The organism is Spirillospora sp. NPDC049024, assembly GCF_040649235.1.
Lineage (GTDB): Bacteria > Actinomycetota > Actinomycetes > Streptosporangiales > Streptosporangiaceae > Spirillospora.
In genome coordinates this window covers 291,087-306,293 of record NZ_JBEZFD010000011.1, presented here as the reverse complement: position 1 = coordinate 306,293, position 15,207 = coordinate 291,087, and the positions used below count along the sequence as shown (strand labels likewise).

Genomic DNA, 15,207 nt, shown 5'->3' with positions numbered 1-15,207 from the left:
ACAGGCTCAGGCACTAGCCTGGAATGCATTTTGACTTTCCATCGACCTCCAATCATGCATTCACTCGAAACGTGCGACTTCACGTCGCACAACCAATCAGGGTCGTGTCCCGTCCGGGCGTAGTACAGCAGGCGCTGAAAGTGCCCGCCCGTATTCCATGCCTCGTCCAGCACCTTCATGTGGTCGTCCTGAGGCCTGAGCCGACCAGCCTCCCAATTGGATACGGTGCCGCGCGCCGCCCGGACGATCGAGCCCATCTGCGCAAGCGACAGCCCCCGCTGCGTGCGGTGAAACCACAGGTCGAAGGCCAACCAGCCCCAAAGCGACGAGTTCGGATCGATCGTTTCCCGAACACTCACTCGCACTCCCGCTGTATCCACTGCATCCCGATGCACAGCACCCTAACTCTCGAATGTCGATCCTGAGGGCACTTCGCGAGAGACGGGAGAGTGGATATGAACGATCAAATGCCCGTGGTACAGATTCCCAAATCAGGTGAAATCCGGATGACCATTCAGGGCGAGGAGGCTTCGGTCAGGCTGGCCCGGGAACTCGCCCGTTATGCGCTGATCAATTGGGGCTATGAGCGCTCTCCGGTCGATGACTCGGCGGTCGTCATGAGCGAAATCGTCACGAATGCGGTCGAGGCAGCCGCCGGGCGCGCGCTCAGGATCCGGATCGCCGTCCACGAGGGCGCGCCGCTTCTGGAGTGCTGGGACCCGTCGCCCGAACTCCCCCGCCTTTGCGAGGCCGGCCTGGACGCCCTCAGCGGGCGGGGGCTCGCGATCATCGCCGCCTACGCCAAGGACACCGGCGTCCGCCCGTCCGCCACCGGCCAGGGCAAGATCGTCTGGGCCCTCATGCCCACCGCCACAGCCCCCGTCCCGATCGTCCCACCCCAGCGGCCTCACCCGGCCAGTACGGAGAACTGATTCCACGCACACGTCATAGAGGCCGTCCCCTTTGAATTGCCTCCAATGTGTCATGTGACGCCAAATTAGCGATTCGGACACCACTTGGCACCTCCGGGCGATGGTGAGAGCATTTGCTTTATCACCGGCTAACGGAGGCGAGTGGCGCCATGACGAGGCCCTGGGAAGCCGATCACGACGCGGGGTTCCAGCGACGGTTAGGCAAGACGGCGGCCGAGGTGGGCGACAGCCGCACGACACAGGACTGTCCCGAGATCTGGGAGTTGGACAACGGCGACATCGCCGTCATCGGCCGAGATGCCACGGGCGCCTACCGCGACCGGCTGCCGCCGGGAGTGAGCATCGGTTCCGACGAGCGCCTTGTGATCATCTCCGGTCGGCTGCTCTCGGCCGCCAAACCGGACATCCGAGATGCTTGACCAGATCGCCCGCCTCCGGGGGGAAGTGCTGGACCACGCGGCCTACCACCGGGACTTCGCCCGCCAGATCGACGACCTGCGCGGCACCATCTGGAAACTCGAACGGTCCCAGGTCTTCCGCGAGTTGGACGACCCCAGCTGGCAGGCGTTCAGTTCCGGAGACTGGCGGCGCTCCCTCGAACTGCTGGAGGAAGACCGCAAGGCCATCCGCACGGAGGCCGACGGCAACCGGCGCCAGGGGCTGGAGATCAAGCGTGTGCGCGTGGTCGAGCGCCCTCTGAGCCCGTATGTCCAATGGGAGCTCCACGCACTCCGGATGCTGGCGGAGGAAGGCTTCGAACTGAGCGTCGTCCCCGCCGAAGACCTCTCCGACCTGGAGATCCAGGGCCAACTACCCGAAGTGGTCGTCATCGGCACGCGCGTCCTCTATGAAGTCCGATACCGGCCGGATTGGACACCGTGCGGCGCCCGCCGCATCAAGACGCCGGACGTGATCCGCACCGCCGCGTCCGAGATCAGCCGCCTGCACCGCAAAGGCGAGCCTTTGCTTCGCTTCTTTGAACGGGAAGTGGCCCCGCTACCCGCTCCGGCGGTCTGATCTATCGTTCGTAGATGCCGTCCGCTCGCCTGGGCCGAAGCAGGGTGAGAACGTTCTCCTGGCCGCTCTCGCGCTGATCGGCATCGCGGCCACCCTCATCTTCCAGGCGCATGACACGAAGATCGCCCGCGAGGAGGCCCGGCGCATCGCGATCGCGGAACTGCTCAAGATGGCCATGGACGACCCGGCCCTCGACGAGGCGTGGGGGCCTGTCCCGGCGGACGCGGACCGCAAGGCCAGGCGGCAACTCATGTACATCAACATGATCGTCTCGGAGTGGCAGATGTCCTTCGAGACCAAGGCCCTTCCCGAGAAGCGGCTGCGCGCCATCTCGCGTGAGATGTTCTCCGGCCGACCTGGGCGGGCCTTCTGGGAAGAGGCTCGCCAGGTCCGGATGAGCACGGCCGGGAGCAAGCGAGCGCGCCGCTTCCACGAGATCCTGGACGAGGAGTACGACCTGGCGCCCGCTCCGCCGTCCGATCGCCCGCGATCACGCCGCCCCTGGCTCCTCCTCGCTGGCTCGGCGGCGGGCGTCGCGGTGCTAAGCCCTCTCGCACGCTGGGTCCTCGCTCACCGCCGGTCCCCCTGGCGAGGGGATCGCCGCAACCGTTCCCGCTGATCCTCGAGGCCGTGGCGTGCCGATCGCGGTCGCCTGGCCCGCGGGTCCGGCCGCCTCTGGGTGCATCCTCGAAGTTGGGGAGACTCACTCAACGTTCTGAACGAGCCGGCTCCATCGGTGCGGGGCCCAGGCCGCGGATGGCGAAGTCGATCGCGGTGGCCAGCCGCTGCGGATCATGTCCGGCGCGTTCCCGGACCCTCAGCCCGAGCACCGTGGTGAACAGCAGTTCCACGGCGGCGTCGAGATCGAGGTCGGTGGGCAGTTCGCCGTTGCGGCGCCCTTCCTCCAACAGTGACCGCAGTGACGACCGGGTGGCTTCGAAGGCCGCCTCGGTCCGAGCACTGACCTCGGTGTCCGTGGTGCCCAGCTCGGTGGCGGTGTTCACCACCAGGCAGCCCGGGCCGGGCTCGGTGCCGCCTACCAGCCACAGCAGCCAATCCCGCAGCGCCTCGCGGACCGGCTGACCGGCGGTCGCCAGCCGTTCACCGGCCTGGGCGGACTCGGTGGCGCGGTAGTGGTCGAGGGCGCGCAGGAACAGCGTGTGCTTGTCCTCGAACGTCCGGTAGAGGCTGCTGGGCGTGAGGTGGAGTTCGGCGCCAAGGTCGCGGACCGAGGTGGCGTTGTAGCCGCGACGCCGGAACAGGTCCATCGCCTGGGCGACCGCCTCTTGCTCGTCGAACTGCCGAGGTCGTGCCATGCGCCCACTTTAGCCGAGTTGTGTAGCGATCGCTCCCATACTAGGGTCCGGCACTGTTTGGGAGCGATCGCTCTCAAATTCATCGCCTGTGGAGGTAGACGTGACGACCACCGAGCCGACCAGCCGATCCGTCCGGCCGGAGCCGGAGGCGAGCCGCTGGGCGGCCGTGGCGGCGGTGGCGCTGGGGACGTTCCTGCTGGTCACCGCCGAACAGCTACCGATCGGCCTGCTCACCGACGTGGGCTCGGCGCTCCGGGTGTCCGAAGGCACCGCCGGACTGATGGTGACCGTGCCCAGCCTCGTCGCGGCCGTCGCCGCGCCGGCGGTCCCGGCGCTGGTCGGCGGGCTGGACCGGCGGCTGCTGCTCCTCGGCCTGATGGGATTGATGACGCTGGCGAACCTGGCTTCCGCACTGGCGCCGAACTTCGCCGTGCTGGTGGCGTCCCGGGTGCTGGTCGGGGTGGCGATCGGCGGGTTCTGGGCGGTCGCGGGCGGCCTGGCGGTCCGGCTGGTGAGCGAGGCGCACGTGCCGCGCGCCACCGCGATCATCTTCGGCGGGGTCGGGACGGCGAACGTGTTCGGCGTGCCGATCGGCACGGTGATCGGCGGCCTGACCGGGTGGCGGATCGCGTTCACGACGCTCAGCGCGCTGGCACTGGTCGCGCTGGCCGCGCTGCTGACCGCGCTGCCGCCCCTGGCCGCCTCACAGGTGATGAGTCCGCGCCTGCTGGTCCGGCAACTGCGGAACCCCGGCGTCCGGGCCGGCATCCTGGCCACCTTCTTCCTGGTGACCGGTCATTTCGTGGCGTACACCTTCGTCAGCCCGGCCCTGCAGCGGCTGTCCGGGATCGACGCGCGGCTGGTCGGGCCGCTGCTGTTCGCGTTCGGCGTCGCGGGGATGGTCGGCAACTTCGCCGCCGGTGCGGCACTTGCCCGCTGGACGCATCGCACCGTGCAGGTGATCACCCTGGCCCTGGCCGTCGCGATGCCGCTGTTCCCCCTGCTGGGCCGAGGCACGATCGGCGGCACCGCACTGCTGATCCTTTGGGGTCTCGCCTACGGCGGGGTGTCGGTCGGCCTGCAGACCTGGATGATCAAGGCCGCGCCGGGCGCGGTCGAGGCGGCCTCCGCACTGTGGGTCGCGGTGTTCAACCTGTCGATCGGCCTGGGCGCGCTGGTCGGCGGCGTCGCCCTCGACTCGCTGGACCTCCCGGGCGTGCTGTGGATCGGCGGCGCCGCAGCCCTGGTCGCGGCGCTGGCGGTATGGACCGCACGAGCCAACGCCCACCTGCGGTGAACCCGGTCCGAGATCGGAGCCGGCGCCGAGCACGGCATCCGGCTCGACCTCGGTCCCCGACCACGACACTCCTCAACCACCGGCCGCCACTCCGACCCCGCCATCTTCCGGCGGATCGGCTCAATCCGCTCCCGCGTCGCCGCCGCCGTTCGAGACGCTGCATCCGCGGAGCGGGTCAGGCCGCAGCGCGTCCTCCGTGGGGCGCCGTCTCGGCATGGCGCAGAGCGAAGAGGACCGTGTCCTCGGTCGAGTGAACCTCCGGGTACAGCTTCTCTGGATCGGTATGGAGCTGGTAATCCCAGACGAGCCCATAGATCCCGAAGGTGACGACCGTCAGCAGGAGGTGGAGCCCGAAGCCGCGCCGGAGCTGCGGGACGGGCTCGAAGGTGACGCGATACTGCACGATTCCGAGCCGCAACCAGCAGTCGCTCAGCTTGTCGTCGAAGTCCTCTTCCGTCAGCTGGATCTCCCACCAGAAGCGCATCATGCGGTACGCGGCGACGAACCAGTAGATGCCCAGCGTGAGGAAGGTCAGGAAGACGGACAGCCCGGCGTTGATCAGCCGGTGCTCGTCCTCGAAGCGCTCGTTCACGTAGCGCCTGAGATCGTTGAGCTGCTCCATGGTTTCGGCGTCCTGGCCGACCTGGTCGGCGTACTGCCTCGTAGCCTCGATGACCGCGTCGTAGTAGTGACGACGGCGTTCCCGGAACAGATCAGTGCGGTTCACTCGACGGTAGAACACCACGATGGTGTATATGCCGAAAGTAATCCATGAAAGCAGGAATGCGTAGATGGCCCAGCTGACGAGCGTCTGGTCCGTCAGTCGTCTCTCATGCACGTAGCGGTCCACACGCTGAACCGCCGGTATCGGTTCCATTGCCCTCTCCCTCCACAAGCGCAGCAGGCGCGGAGTGATGGGGACGACGGACCACGGACGCATGTGTGCCGCCAGCAGCAGCACACGTTCATATCGCCACTCCCAGGCTACATCTGAGCGCGAGACTCGCCGAGCGGGAGGTCGCCGAGGGCGCTTTGGCTGAGGGTCGGCTAGGGCTGGTCGCCTAGGGGTTGGGGGGTTTCTGCGTGGTCGCCGAGGCTTAGGAGGAGGGTGCGGAGGGTTGTGGCTAGGGCGTCTTGTTCTTGCTGGTCTAGGGCGGCTAGGAGGCGGCGTTCGTTTTCTAGGTGGGCGGCCACGGCGCGGTCGATCAGGTCTCGGCCGGCGGGGGTGAGGGCGACGAGGACGGTGCGGCGGTTGGCGGGGTCCAGGTCGCGCGTGACGTAGCCCTTGGCGACGAGGCGGTCCAGCCGGTTGGTGACGGCGCCCGAGGTCACCATCGAGGAGCGGGCCAGGTCGCCCGCGGTGATGCCGTCGGGCGAGTCGGCGCGGCGGAGGGTGGCCAGGACGTCGAACTCGCCCCGCTCCAGCCCGAACTCGGCGAAGAGGGCCTTGAGCTCGCGCTCGGCGATCCGGGTCAGCCGGGAGAGGCGGCCGAGGACCCTCATGGGAGACGGGTCGAGGTCGGGGCGGGCGCGGGTCCACTGCTCCACGACGCGGTCTACGGCGTCACGCTCCAACGGGCACCTCTCAACGTTGAACTGTTTGACATCAAGCTAGCACTCGATCTACGGTCCTCAGCGTTGAACATTTCAATGTTGAAAGGACCCTCCATGCGACGTCGGACCTTCTCTGCCGTGCTGGTGTTCGGGCTTGCCGCCGCGATGAGCGCGCCGGCGCAGGCGGCCGTCGACCGCGGCACGGCGGTGTACCCGGCCACGATCCGGTTGCCGAACGGGTTCCAGCCCGAGGGCATCGCGATCGGGCCCGGCCCGGTCGCCTACGTCGGTTCCATGGCCGACGGCTCGGTCTACCGCGCGGACCTGCGCACCGGAGCCGGCGCGGTCGTCAGCCGGGGGCCCGGCACGCCGGCCCTCGGGCTGAAGAGCGACGGGCGCGGACGGCTGTTCGTGGCCGGCGGCCCGGGTGGCGACGCCCGTGTCCTCGATGCCCGTACGGGGCGGGTTCTGGCCTCCTACCGGCTGGCCGCCGGCCCCTCGTTCGTCAACGACGTCGTCCTCACGCAGGGCGCCGCGTGGTTCACCGACTCCACCAACCCTGTGCTCTACAAACTGCCGCTGCCCGGCGGAGGGCCGCCCTCCGCCGCGGTCCGGGTGCCGCTCACGGGCGACCTCGTCTACCAGGGCGGTCCCGACAGCCCCGGCAGCGCCGGGTTCAACGCCAACGGCATCACCCCGACGCCGGACGGCCGCGGCCTGATCGTCGTGCAGTCGAACACCGGCGGACTGTTCCGCGTCGACCCGGCGACCGGCGAGACCCGCCGGGTGGACCTGCACGGCGAGTCGCTGCCGGAGGGCGACGGCCTGCTGCTGCAAGGCCGGACGTTGTACGCGGTGCAGAACCGGCTCGACACCGTGGCCGTGCTGAAGCTGAATGCGGCGGGAACGGAGGGCCGCGTCGTGCGGCGCGTGAAGGACCCCCGGCTCGCCCTGCCGACGACCGTGGCCGCCTTCGGCTCCCGGCTGTACCTGCCCAACATCCGGTTCTTCGCCACGGGGCCGACTCCCGGCGTCTCGTACAACGCCGTCGCCATCCCCCGCCCCTGAGGGCGCGTTCCCTCGGCGGATCTTCCCCATTGACCTCAGGTTTGGTTGAGGTTCTAGCGTGGGCGGCCGTTCCACGACGTTCGGGAGGAGATTTCGGTGGTGGATTCGGGTGGCGGAGTCGCGCGCACGAGTGTGGCGGTGCTCGGGCTCGGGGAGATGGGGGCCGCGCTGGCGGGGGCCATCGTGGACGGCGGGCATCCGACCACGGTCTGGAACCGCACGCCGGAGAAGGGCGAGGCGCTGGTCGCCAAGGGGGCCCGGCAGGCCGTCGACGTTCGGGAGGCCGTCGCGGGCGGGCAGGTCGTGGTGGTGAACGTGAAGGGCGACTCCGTTGCTCGCGAACTGCTGGAGGCCGCCGGGGACGCGCTGAGCGGGCGGGCCGTCGTCAACCTGACCGACGGGACGTCCGGCGAGGTCAGGTCGGTGGCCGCGGCGGTCGCCGAGCGCGGCGGGCAGTACCTGCACGGGCAGATCATGACGATCGCGCCGGGTGTCGGGCACCCGGACGCGACGGTCTTCTACGGCGGCTCGGCGGACGTGTACGAGCGGCACCGGGCGGTGCTGCGGCTCCTCAGCGGGCACGCGCCCCTGGTCTCCGACGATCCGGGCGTGGCGGTGCTCTACGGCATGGCCGTGCACGGGACGATGTGGGGCCTCCTGAACGGGTTCCTGCACGCGGCCGCCGCGCTGTCGGACGAGGGCGTCGAGGTCGGACGGTTCCTGAAGGAGGCCGAGGCCCCCCTCGCGGCGCTGTCGGGGTTCCTGCCGTCGATCGCGGAGGAGGTCGACCGTGGGCGGTTCGCCACGCCGTACGGGGCGCTGCGCCACCACCTGCCCTCGATCGAGGACCTCGTGCGGGAGAGCCGGGCGCGGGGCATCGACGCCGGGCTTCCCGAGTACTCCCGCGCGCTCGTGGCGGCGGCGATCGAGGAGGGCCGCGGCGGCGACAGCTACTCGCGGCTTGTCGAGTACTTCCGCAAGGCGTAGAAATACGCTTTTACCTGGCGGCATGAAGGGGGGATATTTCTTGAACGATCCCGCACGCCGGCGTTGGCATGGCGGCGGGTGACCAGGGCAGATCGAGCGGCGTCGGGCGTCGATTCTTGGGCGTCTGATTAGTCCATTTCTCTTGATCTGATGGGATACCTGGATTTATGTCGCGAATAGTTGGGGCGGTCGTGGCCGCTTTGGGGCTGCTCGTCGCTGTGTTGGCCGGGCTCGCGCAGTCGGCGCAGAGTCCGGTCGCGCAACCCGCGCCGCCCGGTGCGGGGAAGAACGGCGAGGCGTGGGCGTGGACGCAGCTGGTGAACGGGACGAGCCACACGACCGAGGTGCGGTTCGCCACCACCGAGAAGCCCGCCGGGCGCTGCCCCACCCTGCAGTACTCGCTCGGGGGCCAGGTGCAGACGGCGGTCCTGCGGAAGGTCAGCGATCCCTACGTCACCGGTGGCGGGCTCCAGCAGTTCCCGACGACCTTCTGCCTGGCGCCGGTCCCCGACGGGGCGAGGAACGCGCTGATCGAGCCGACCACGACCAACGCGGCCACCGTGTATCCGGGGAACCTCCAACTCCCGCTGCCCGAGTGGCCCGTGAACGGGCGCCCCCGCAGGGTCGCGGTCATCGGGGACGCCGGGTGCGAGGTCACCTCGCCCACGGTCGGCGCTCCGCAGAACCAGGACTGCCAGAAGGACTGGCCGCTGGAGCCGCTCTCCGCGCACGCGGCCGCGCAGTCCCGGCCGGACCTCGTCGTCCACGTCGGCGACTACGTGTACCGGGAGGCGCCGGAGGGGGCGAACGACGCCACTCCGGGTTGCGACACCCAGGGGCAGGCGGCCGACTGGGCCTGCCTCGTCAAGGACTTCCTCCGGCCGTCCCAGGCCCTGCTCGCCGAGGCGCCCTTCATCTTCGCGCGGGGCAACCACGAGGTCTGCACACCGCCGAAGGTCGGACGCGGCGCCGAGTGGTTCCGCTATTTCGCGACGATGCCCCGTAAGAACAACGAATGCTTCACCGTGCCGCAGACTCAGGTCGAGCCGATGCAGATCAATGCGGGAACGCTGCATCTCATCCTGTTCGACTCCAGTTCTGCGAGCGAGAGCAGCCAGCCGAACAAGACGCAGGCCGCCCAGTACGCGAAATGGTTCGACGAGGTGAACGCCCTCGCCGCCAACCATCCGACGCACGACTACTTCCTCATCACCCACAAGCCGCTGTGGACGGTCACGCGGGCCTCGTCCCAGGCAGTGACCTGGAAGAATCCGACCCTGGCGGAAGCGGTCAAGCAGACGGCCAAGGGGTCCCTGGCCGCCAACATCGACCTCGTGCTGTCCGGGCATGTGCACAGCTACCAGATGCTCGACTTCCTCAACAGCCCGCGTCCTCCGCAGCTGACCGTGGGCTCGTCGGGGGCGACGCTCGACACTCCCCCGGACGACACCAAGGTGGTGGGCAAGACCGTCGACGGCGAGACCGTCCAGCACTCGGTCTCCCGGGGCGTCCACGGCTACGCGCTGCTGCGCGACACGTCCGGCCAGTGGAACCTCACCTTCCACGGGGTCTCCGGGCAGGCGTGGCCGCTGGACTGCCTGCTGAGCACAGGCTCCACCAAGGAGTTCACCTGCAAGTGACCCTCAGGGGTGCAGGACGGCGTCCGGCGGGGTCTCGGCGACGCGGGTGAAGCGGACGGTCAGGCCGTCGCGCTCGGGGGCGCAGCAGTAGAGGCCCGCGGACGCCGTGACCCCGGCCGGGAAGGGCGCCAGGCGGATCATCTGCCAGGGGTCGTCGCCGGCGCGGGCGCGGATCGTCACGGCGTCGCCCGAGCGGCTCGCCCGGACGGTCACCTCGCGGCCGTGCCACGGGACCGGCGCCGAGGACCAGTCCGAGACGCCGTCGGTGACGACCGCGCCCAGCTGGAGGGCGCCGTCGCAGTACTCGACGCCGGCCTTGATCCAGGTGGTCTCGGAAAGGCGGACGAGGACGCCGGCCTGGTCGAACTGGTGGGCGTAGGCGGCGACGAACGAGACCTCGACCGCCGCCTCGGGACCGAAGGGGGACAGCAGGGCGTGGCCGCTGTCGCGGTCGTAGCCGTAGGAGGTCGTCCGCCAGAAGTCGCCGCCCTTGGCCGCGGTGACGAGAAGCGCCGGGCCGTCGGAGGTCGCGGACAGGGGCGGGTTGAGCCATTCGCCGGTGAACATAAACCCGAAATCTACGTCAGAGGGTGGAGTTAACCCCACCACCTGGGATGGGTTTTACCTCCCATGATCGGGTAGCTGAACCCAGTGTCTCCGTGAATGTCAGACGCAAGGGTTGTCATTGGGCGGGACGACCGGGGCTGGGAGGACACGATGGTGAGCGGTGCGGCTGTGAGCGGGACGGCAGGGAGCCGGATACGGCCGCTGCTCACCGAGGTGGGGCTGCTGGCGGTGCTGTTCGCCTTCTACAAGTGGGGGCGGACGCTGATCGAGCAGGGCCCGGGCCAGGCGATGGCGAACGCGCACCTGCTGTGGCGGTTCGAGCGGGAATGGCTGCCGAGCGAGGTCGGATTCCAGCATTGGGCGCTCGGGTGGGACCATGCGGCGTTCCTCGCCAATGTCTATTACGTGAGCGTGCATTTCCCGGGGACGACGCTGCTGCTGATCTGGCTCTATGTGCGGCACAGGCCGTCCTACGCGCGGGTCCGCAACGAACTGGTGGCGCTGACGGCGGCCGGCCTCGTGGTGCACACGCTGTTCCCGCTGGCGCCGCCCCGGCTGGCGGGGATCGGGGCCGTCGACACGATGCTGACCGTGGGGCCGTCGGCCTACCCGGCGGCGGCCGACGGGATCGCCAACCAGTACGCGGCCATGCCGTCCCTGCACATCGGCTGGGCGATCCTGGTGGCCGTGGCGGTGCTGCGGGTGTCGCGGAGCCGGTGGCGGTGGGTGGTGGCGCTGCACGCGCCGCTGACGGTCCTCGTGGTGGTCGTGACGGCCAACCACTACTGGACGGACGGGATCGTCGCCGCGCTGCTGCTGGCGGGCGCCATGGCGCTGGTTTCACTGGCGGGGCGGATGCGGCAAGCTGTGGGCCATGTTGCCGACGCACACGAGCTCCGAGGTCCCGGACGTCCCGGTGGCGGTCCTGCCGATCGGGAGCCACGAGCAGCACGGCCCGTTCCTGCCGCTCGCGACGGACACGGTGATCGCGTGCACGATCGCGGCGGAGATCGCGAAGGCGCACCCGGTGCGGCTGCTCCCGCCGGTGACGATCTCGTGCTCGCATGAGCACGCCGACTGGCCCGGGACGGTGAGCATCTCGGCGACGACCCTGTACGCGGTGGTCAGGGACGTCGCCGAGTCGCTGCGGCGGGCCGGGGTGCCCAAGCTCGTGCTGGTCAACGGGCACGGGGGCAACTACGTGCTCGGCAACGTCGTCCAGGAGGCGCACGGCGACATGGCGCTGTTCCCCGCGCTGGAGCACTGGGAGGCGGCGGAGAAGGCGGCGGGCGCCGAGACGCCCGCCCTCAGCGACATGCACGCCGGGGAGCTGGAGACCTCCATCCTGCTGCACGCCCATCCGGAGCTGGTGCGGGACGGCTACCGGAGCGCCGACCACCTGGCCGACGACCGGCGGCACCTCCTGACGACGGGGATGGCGGCCTATACGGAGTCCGGCGTCGTGGGGCGGCCGTCACTGGCCGGCGCCGACAAGGGCCGGGAGACGCTGCGGAGCTTCGTCGCGGCGTTCGGGGAGGTCCTCGCGGTGCTTCAGCAGCAGCGCGGCCGCGCCGGGCAGCGACGCGATGAAGGTCAGCACGCCGTAGACGACGGAGACGGTCAGGCCCTGCGCTGAGCCGAGCCCGGCCGCGCCGAACGCCAGGGCGAGCACGGCCTCGCGCGGCCCCCAGCCGCCGACGTTCACCGGCAGCACCATCACCAGGAGCGCCAGCAGGAGCAGCGGCAGGAGCGTGCGCAGCGGGGCCGTCGCGCCGACGAGGCGGGCGGCGACGACGAACAGCGCCAGGTGCCCGGCCAGGGCCGCGGCCGACAGGCCGGCGATCGCGGGCCAGGCGCGCAGGGCCGCGCGCACGTCCGTGAGGGCCGGTGCCAGCGCGCGCCGCCGCCACCGGGCGAGGACAAGCACCACCGCGAGGACTCCGACCGCCGGGAGCAGCGCGGGCGCCATCGCCGACACCAGCGCGGGATGGGCGAGCAGCGCGGCGACGCCCGCGGCGACCGCGACGGCCTGGCCGGCGACGCGTTCGAGGAACACGGCCCGCACCCCGCGCGCCACGTCGCCCGACCGGTGCCCGTGGCTCACCGCGCGGTGGACGTCCCCGAGCACGCCCGCCGGAAGGACCGCGTTGAGGAACTGGGCCCGGTAGTAGTCCGTGACGGCTCCGCCCAAGGGCAGGTGCAGGCCGAGCCGCCGCGCGACCAGCCGCCAGCGGGCCGCGCTGAGCACGGTGGTCAGCAGGCCCAGGGCGAGCGCGGTGGCCACGGCCCCGGCGTCGACGGCGTGGAGCGCGTCCACGAACGCGTCCGTGCTGTGCCACCACAGGAGCGCGGTGAGGATGCCCAGCCCGACGAGCAGGCGCAGCCAGGGCCAGATCTTCGTCACGATGCGCTCCCGGGGAGGCTGAGGAGGTCGACGTGGTGGACCTCGGCGGTGAGGCGCCCGGCGGCGCACTGGGCCAGGCGGCGGCCGAGGTAGTCCTCGGTGAAGGGGGCCAGGTCCGGATCCTGCTCGACGGCGGCGGCGACCCAGCCGCGCAGCCACTCGGCGGTCAGCGCGGCCTGGCCGGGGCCGAGCCGCCACGGGCTCGGACGCGCCTGGACGGACGCGCCGCGCCGGCCGAACGCCCGGGTCGCGGCGGCGACGGCGTCCGGGCCGAGGAGCCCGCCGCGCCGCTGGTGCGCGTCGAAGGCGGCGGCGAACTCGGCGTCGAGCGGCTCGGACGGGGAGAGCCGGACGCGGCCGACGACCGACAGGGTGAGCAGCACCGGGCAGGCGGCCGCGGCGGCGATCGCCTCGACCTCGGCGGCGGTGAGCACGTCCAGCAGCGCGGACGCGGTGACGAGCGACGCGCCCACCAGGTCCGACGCGCGGAGGTCGCCGATGCCGCCCGTGCGCGTCTCGACCGTCGCGGGCTTCCCGTCGGCGGTGGTGTAGGAGCTCGCGCGGGCCCGTTCGAGCAGGCGCGGGTCGGCGTCGTGCAGGATCCAGTGCTGCGGGCCGCGCAACCGCCCCGCCAGCCAGCGCCCCTGGGAGCCGGTGCCGCAGCCGAGGTCCCAAATGACCAGCGGTCCGTCCGGCGGGAGCGCGGCCCGGAGCGGGTCGAGCAGCTCCGCGGCGCGTGCCGCGGCGTCCGCGTCCTCGCGCAGCTCCAGCCAGGTGGGATCGAATCCCGTCACGGCGTCCTCCCTCGCCTGGCCGTCCTCCAGCCGGCCTCCGGCATCGGCGTCAGTCCCGGTCATTCGTGCCTCCTCGCGGGGCCGCCCCCACGCGCCCTGGAAAGGACTGGTCTCTTCGAAGCCGCGACAGGACGGCGGCCATGCGGCGGGCGGTGTCGTCCCAGCCGGGCAGCGTGCCGCGACGCAGCCGGGCGGAGGCGCGCAGCCGCTCGCGCAGCTCCGGTTCGACGAGCCAGCGCCTCAGGGCCGCGCCGAGCGCGGCCGGGTCGTCGGGCGGGACGAGCATGCCGGGGACGGCGCCGGACGGGTCCCAGCCCAGCGTGTCGGGCACCCCGTCCACCGAGGTCGCGATCACCGGGATGCCGCGCGCCAGCGCCTCGGTCACGACCATCCCGTACGTCTCCGCGCGGGACGCCAGGACGAGCAGGTCGGCGCCGGCGTAGGCGTCCTCCAGCCGCTTGCCGGTCAGCGGCCCCGACAGCTCGACGCGCCCGTCGAGGCGGTGCCCGGCGATCGCCCGGCGGAGCCGCGCGACATGGCCGGCGTCGCGCCCCAGCGGCCCGACGCACTCGCAGTGCCAGGACAGGTGCGCGACGGTGGCGAGCGCCTCGACGAGGACGTCGTGCCCCTTGCGCGGGGTCACCGACGCCACGCACAGCAGGCGCGCCGCCCCGTCGGTGCCGGACGCGAGGGGCGCGGGGTCGGTGCCCGGGGCGACGGCGTGGACGCGGGACGGCTCCAGGCCGTGGTGGGCGACCAGGTGGTCCCTGGCCCACGGGCTGGTCGCGATGACGGCCCCCGCCGCCTCCAGGACCTTGCGTTCGCCCGCGTTCAGGTCGGCCTGTCCGGGTTCGTCCGCCAGCGGGAGGTGGACGAGGACGGCGAGCCGCAGCCGCCCGGCCTCCGGAACGACGACCTCCGGGACGCCGCACGCCACCAGGCCGTCCATCAGGACGACGGAGCCGTCCGGCAGCCCGGCCAGCGCGCGGCCCAGCTCGGCCCGGGCCTCCTCGCCGGGGCGCGGCCACGCCCCGTGCACCGCCAGTTCCCGGACGGGACGTCCCGACGCCGCGAGCTCCTCGCAGAGCCGCCGGTCGTAGCGGTTCCCGCCGCTCGGGACGCTCACGTCGTCGACGTCGCCCGGGAGGACCGCGCACACCTCGCGGGACGTCACAGCTCACGCTCGTAGCCGGCCCAGGCGACGTGCGACTCGTGCAGCGTCACGGTGAGGCCCGACAGGCCGGCGGCGTTCGCGCCGAGCGCCCCGGCGCGCACCCGGTCCGCGAGCCGGTCGGCGATGACCTTGGCGAGGAACTCCGTCGAGGTGTTGACCCCGGCGAACTCCGGCTCCTCGTCCAGGTTGCGGTAGTTCAGCCCGCCCAGGACCTCGCCCAGCTCGCTGGTGGCGAGCCCGATGTCGACGACGATGCCGTCCGGGTCGAGTTCGGCCCGGCGGAACGTCGCGTCGACCACGTAGGTGGCGCCGTGCAGCCGCTGCGCGGGCCCGAAGACCTCGCCGCTGAAGCTGTGCGCGATCATGACGTGGTCGCGGACGGTGATGGCGAACAACGAACGTCCTCCTCGGTAGAAGATCCGGCTCGGTAGAAGATCCGGCTCGGTGGTCGATCCGG

The 15,207-nt window shown here is 71.2% G+C and carries 18 protein-coding genes and 1 pseudogene; 10 read left to right on the top strand and 9 right to left on the bottom strand.

The features are described from left to right. On the bottom strand, positions 1-359 hold a 359-nt coding region (locus tag AB0C21_RS22440), incomplete at its 3' end, for a helix-turn-helix domain-containing protein (protein ID WP_500206632.1). Between the two features lie 96 nt (positions 360-455). On the opposite strand from AB0C21_RS22440, the gene AB0C21_RS22435 reads away from it, so the two are divergent. From AB0C21_RS22435 to AB0C21_RS22420, 4 genes are all read left to right on the top strand, one after another. Then, complete coding sequence (locus tag AB0C21_RS22435; protein WP_500206631.1) at positions 456-932, top strand: ATP-binding protein; 477 nt, start codon at positions 456-458, stop codon at positions 930-932. A 149-nt stretch (positions 933-1,081) separates the two neighbouring features. Then, the gene (locus AB0C21_RS22430) at positions 1,082-1,351 is read left to right on the top strand and encodes a hypothetical protein (RefSeq protein WP_500206629.1); all 270 of its coding nucleotides are present in this window, start codon (positions 1,082-1,084) and stop codon (positions 1,349-1,351) included. Next, entirely contained in the window at positions 1,344-1,949 is a 606-nt protein-coding gene (locus AB0C21_RS22425; protein WP_500206627.1) for a DUF6879 family protein, read from the top strand. The genes AB0C21_RS22430 and AB0C21_RS22425 overlap by 8 nt, the downstream gene beginning before the upstream one ends. Next, positions 1,909-2,568 carry a DUF6082 family protein gene (locus AB0C21_RS22420; RefSeq protein WP_500206625.1) on the top strand — a complete coding sequence of 220 codons (660 nt, stop codon included), beginning with the start codon at positions 1,909-1,911 and terminating at the stop codon, positions 2,566-2,568. Before AB0C21_RS22425 ends, AB0C21_RS22420 begins: the two co-directional genes overlap by 41 nt. A gap of 88 nt (positions 2,569-2,656) precedes the next feature. On the opposite strand, the gene AB0C21_RS22415 is transcribed toward AB0C21_RS22420, so the two are convergent. Beyond that, positions 2,657-3,265 (bottom strand): TetR/AcrR family transcriptional regulator, encoded by a 609-nt coding sequence (locus tag AB0C21_RS22415; RefSeq protein WP_500206623.1) that lies wholly within the window; start codon positions 3,263-3,265, stop codon positions 2,657-2,659. Positions 3,266-3,365: 100 nt separating this feature from the next. Between AB0C21_RS22415 and AB0C21_RS22410 the strand changes: the two genes are divergently transcribed. Further along, positions 3,366-4,562 carry an MFS transporter gene (locus AB0C21_RS22410; RefSeq protein ID WP_500206621.1) on the top strand — a complete coding sequence of 399 codons (1,197 nt, stop codon included), beginning with the start codon at positions 3,366-3,368 and terminating at the stop codon, positions 4,560-4,562. A gap of 175 nt (positions 4,563-4,737) precedes the next feature. Here the strand turns inward: AB0C21_RS22410 and AB0C21_RS22405 are convergent, their stop codons facing one another. Both AB0C21_RS22405 and AB0C21_RS22400 read right to left on the bottom strand, forming a co-directional pair. Then, complete coding sequence (locus tag AB0C21_RS22405; protein ID WP_500206619.1) at positions 4,738-5,439, bottom strand: DUF4234 domain-containing protein; 702 nt, start codon at positions 5,437-5,439, stop codon at positions 4,738-4,740. Between the two features lie 170 nt (positions 5,440-5,609). Next, positions 5,610-6,137, bottom strand: a complete 528-nt coding sequence (locus AB0C21_RS22400) for a MarR family winged helix-turn-helix transcriptional regulator (RefSeq protein ID WP_500206617.1) — start codon at positions 6,135-6,137, stop codon at positions 5,610-5,612. Positions 6,138-6,230: 93 nt separating this feature from the next. Between AB0C21_RS22400 and AB0C21_RS22395 the strand changes: the two genes are divergently transcribed. The 3 genes from AB0C21_RS22395 (at position 6,231) to AB0C21_RS22385 (ending at position 9,811) form a co-directional block, all read left to right on the top strand. Beyond that, positions 6,231-7,184, top strand: a complete 954-nt coding sequence (locus AB0C21_RS22395) for an NHL repeat-containing protein (RefSeq protein WP_500206615.1) — start codon at positions 6,231-6,233, stop codon at positions 7,182-7,184. Between the two features lie 96 nt (positions 7,185-7,280). Continuing rightward, positions 7,281-8,171, top strand: coding sequence for an NAD(P)-dependent oxidoreductase (locus tag AB0C21_RS22390; protein WP_500206613.1), 891 nt, complete (start codon positions 7,281-7,283; stop codon positions 8,169-8,171). Positions 8,172-8,362: 191 nt separating this feature from the next. After that, positions 8,363-9,811 carry a metallophosphoesterase family protein gene (locus AB0C21_RS22385; protein ID WP_500206612.1) on the top strand — a complete coding sequence of 483 codons (1,449 nt, stop codon included), beginning with the start codon at positions 8,363-8,365 and terminating at the stop codon, positions 9,809-9,811. A 3-nt stretch (positions 9,812-9,814) separates the two neighbouring features. Here AB0C21_RS22385 and AB0C21_RS22380 read toward each other — a convergent pair whose 3' ends face one another. Beyond that, on the bottom strand, positions 9,815-10,378 hold the full coding sequence (locus AB0C21_RS22380; protein WP_500206610.1) for a DUF1349 domain-containing protein: 564 nt from the start codon (positions 10,376-10,378) through the stop codon (positions 9,815-9,817). Between the two features lie 153 nt (positions 10,379-10,531). Here AB0C21_RS22380 and AB0C21_RS22375 point away from each other — a divergent pair, with 153 nt between their 5' ends. Both AB0C21_RS22375 and AB0C21_RS22370 read left to right on the top strand, forming a co-directional pair. After that, complete coding sequence (locus AB0C21_RS22375) at positions 10,532-11,446, top strand: phosphatase PAP2 family protein (protein ID WP_500206608.1); 915 nt, start codon at positions 10,532-10,534, stop codon at positions 11,444-11,446. Then, positions 11,340-11,858: pseudogene (locus AB0C21_RS22370) on the top strand (creatininase family protein); the annotation flags it as partial. The gene AB0C21_RS22375 and the pseudogene AB0C21_RS22370, both read left to right, overlap by 107 nt. Here the strand turns inward: AB0C21_RS22370 and AB0C21_RS22365 are convergent. The 4 genes from AB0C21_RS22365 to AB0C21_RS22350 are packed head-to-tail and all read right to left on the bottom strand — an operon-like array spanning position 11,853 to position 15,145. After that, complete coding sequence (locus AB0C21_RS22365) at positions 11,853-12,782, bottom strand: lysylphosphatidylglycerol synthase transmembrane domain-containing protein (protein ID WP_500206606.1); 930 nt, start codon at positions 12,780-12,782, stop codon at positions 11,853-11,855. The pseudogene AB0C21_RS22370 and the gene AB0C21_RS22365 overlap by 6 nt on opposite strands. After that, positions 12,779-13,639: an SAM-dependent methyltransferase gene (locus AB0C21_RS22360; protein ID WP_500206604.1), complete on the bottom strand. Its 861-nt coding sequence runs from the start codon at positions 13,637-13,639 to the stop codon at positions 12,779-12,781. Before AB0C21_RS22360 ends, AB0C21_RS22365 begins: the two co-directional genes overlap by 4 nt. Continuing rightward, entirely contained in the window at positions 13,626-14,750 is a 1,125-nt protein-coding gene (locus tag AB0C21_RS22355; protein WP_500206602.1) for a glycosyltransferase family 4 protein, read from the bottom strand. The genes AB0C21_RS22360 and AB0C21_RS22355 overlap by 14 nt, the downstream gene beginning before the upstream one ends. After that, positions 14,747-15,145, bottom strand: a complete 399-nt coding sequence (locus tag AB0C21_RS22350) for a 6-pyruvoyl trahydropterin synthase family protein (RefSeq protein WP_500206600.1) — start codon at positions 15,143-15,145, stop codon at positions 14,747-14,749. Before AB0C21_RS22350 ends, AB0C21_RS22355 begins: the two co-directional genes overlap by 4 nt. Between the last annotated feature and the right edge of the window lie 62 nt (positions 15,146-15,207).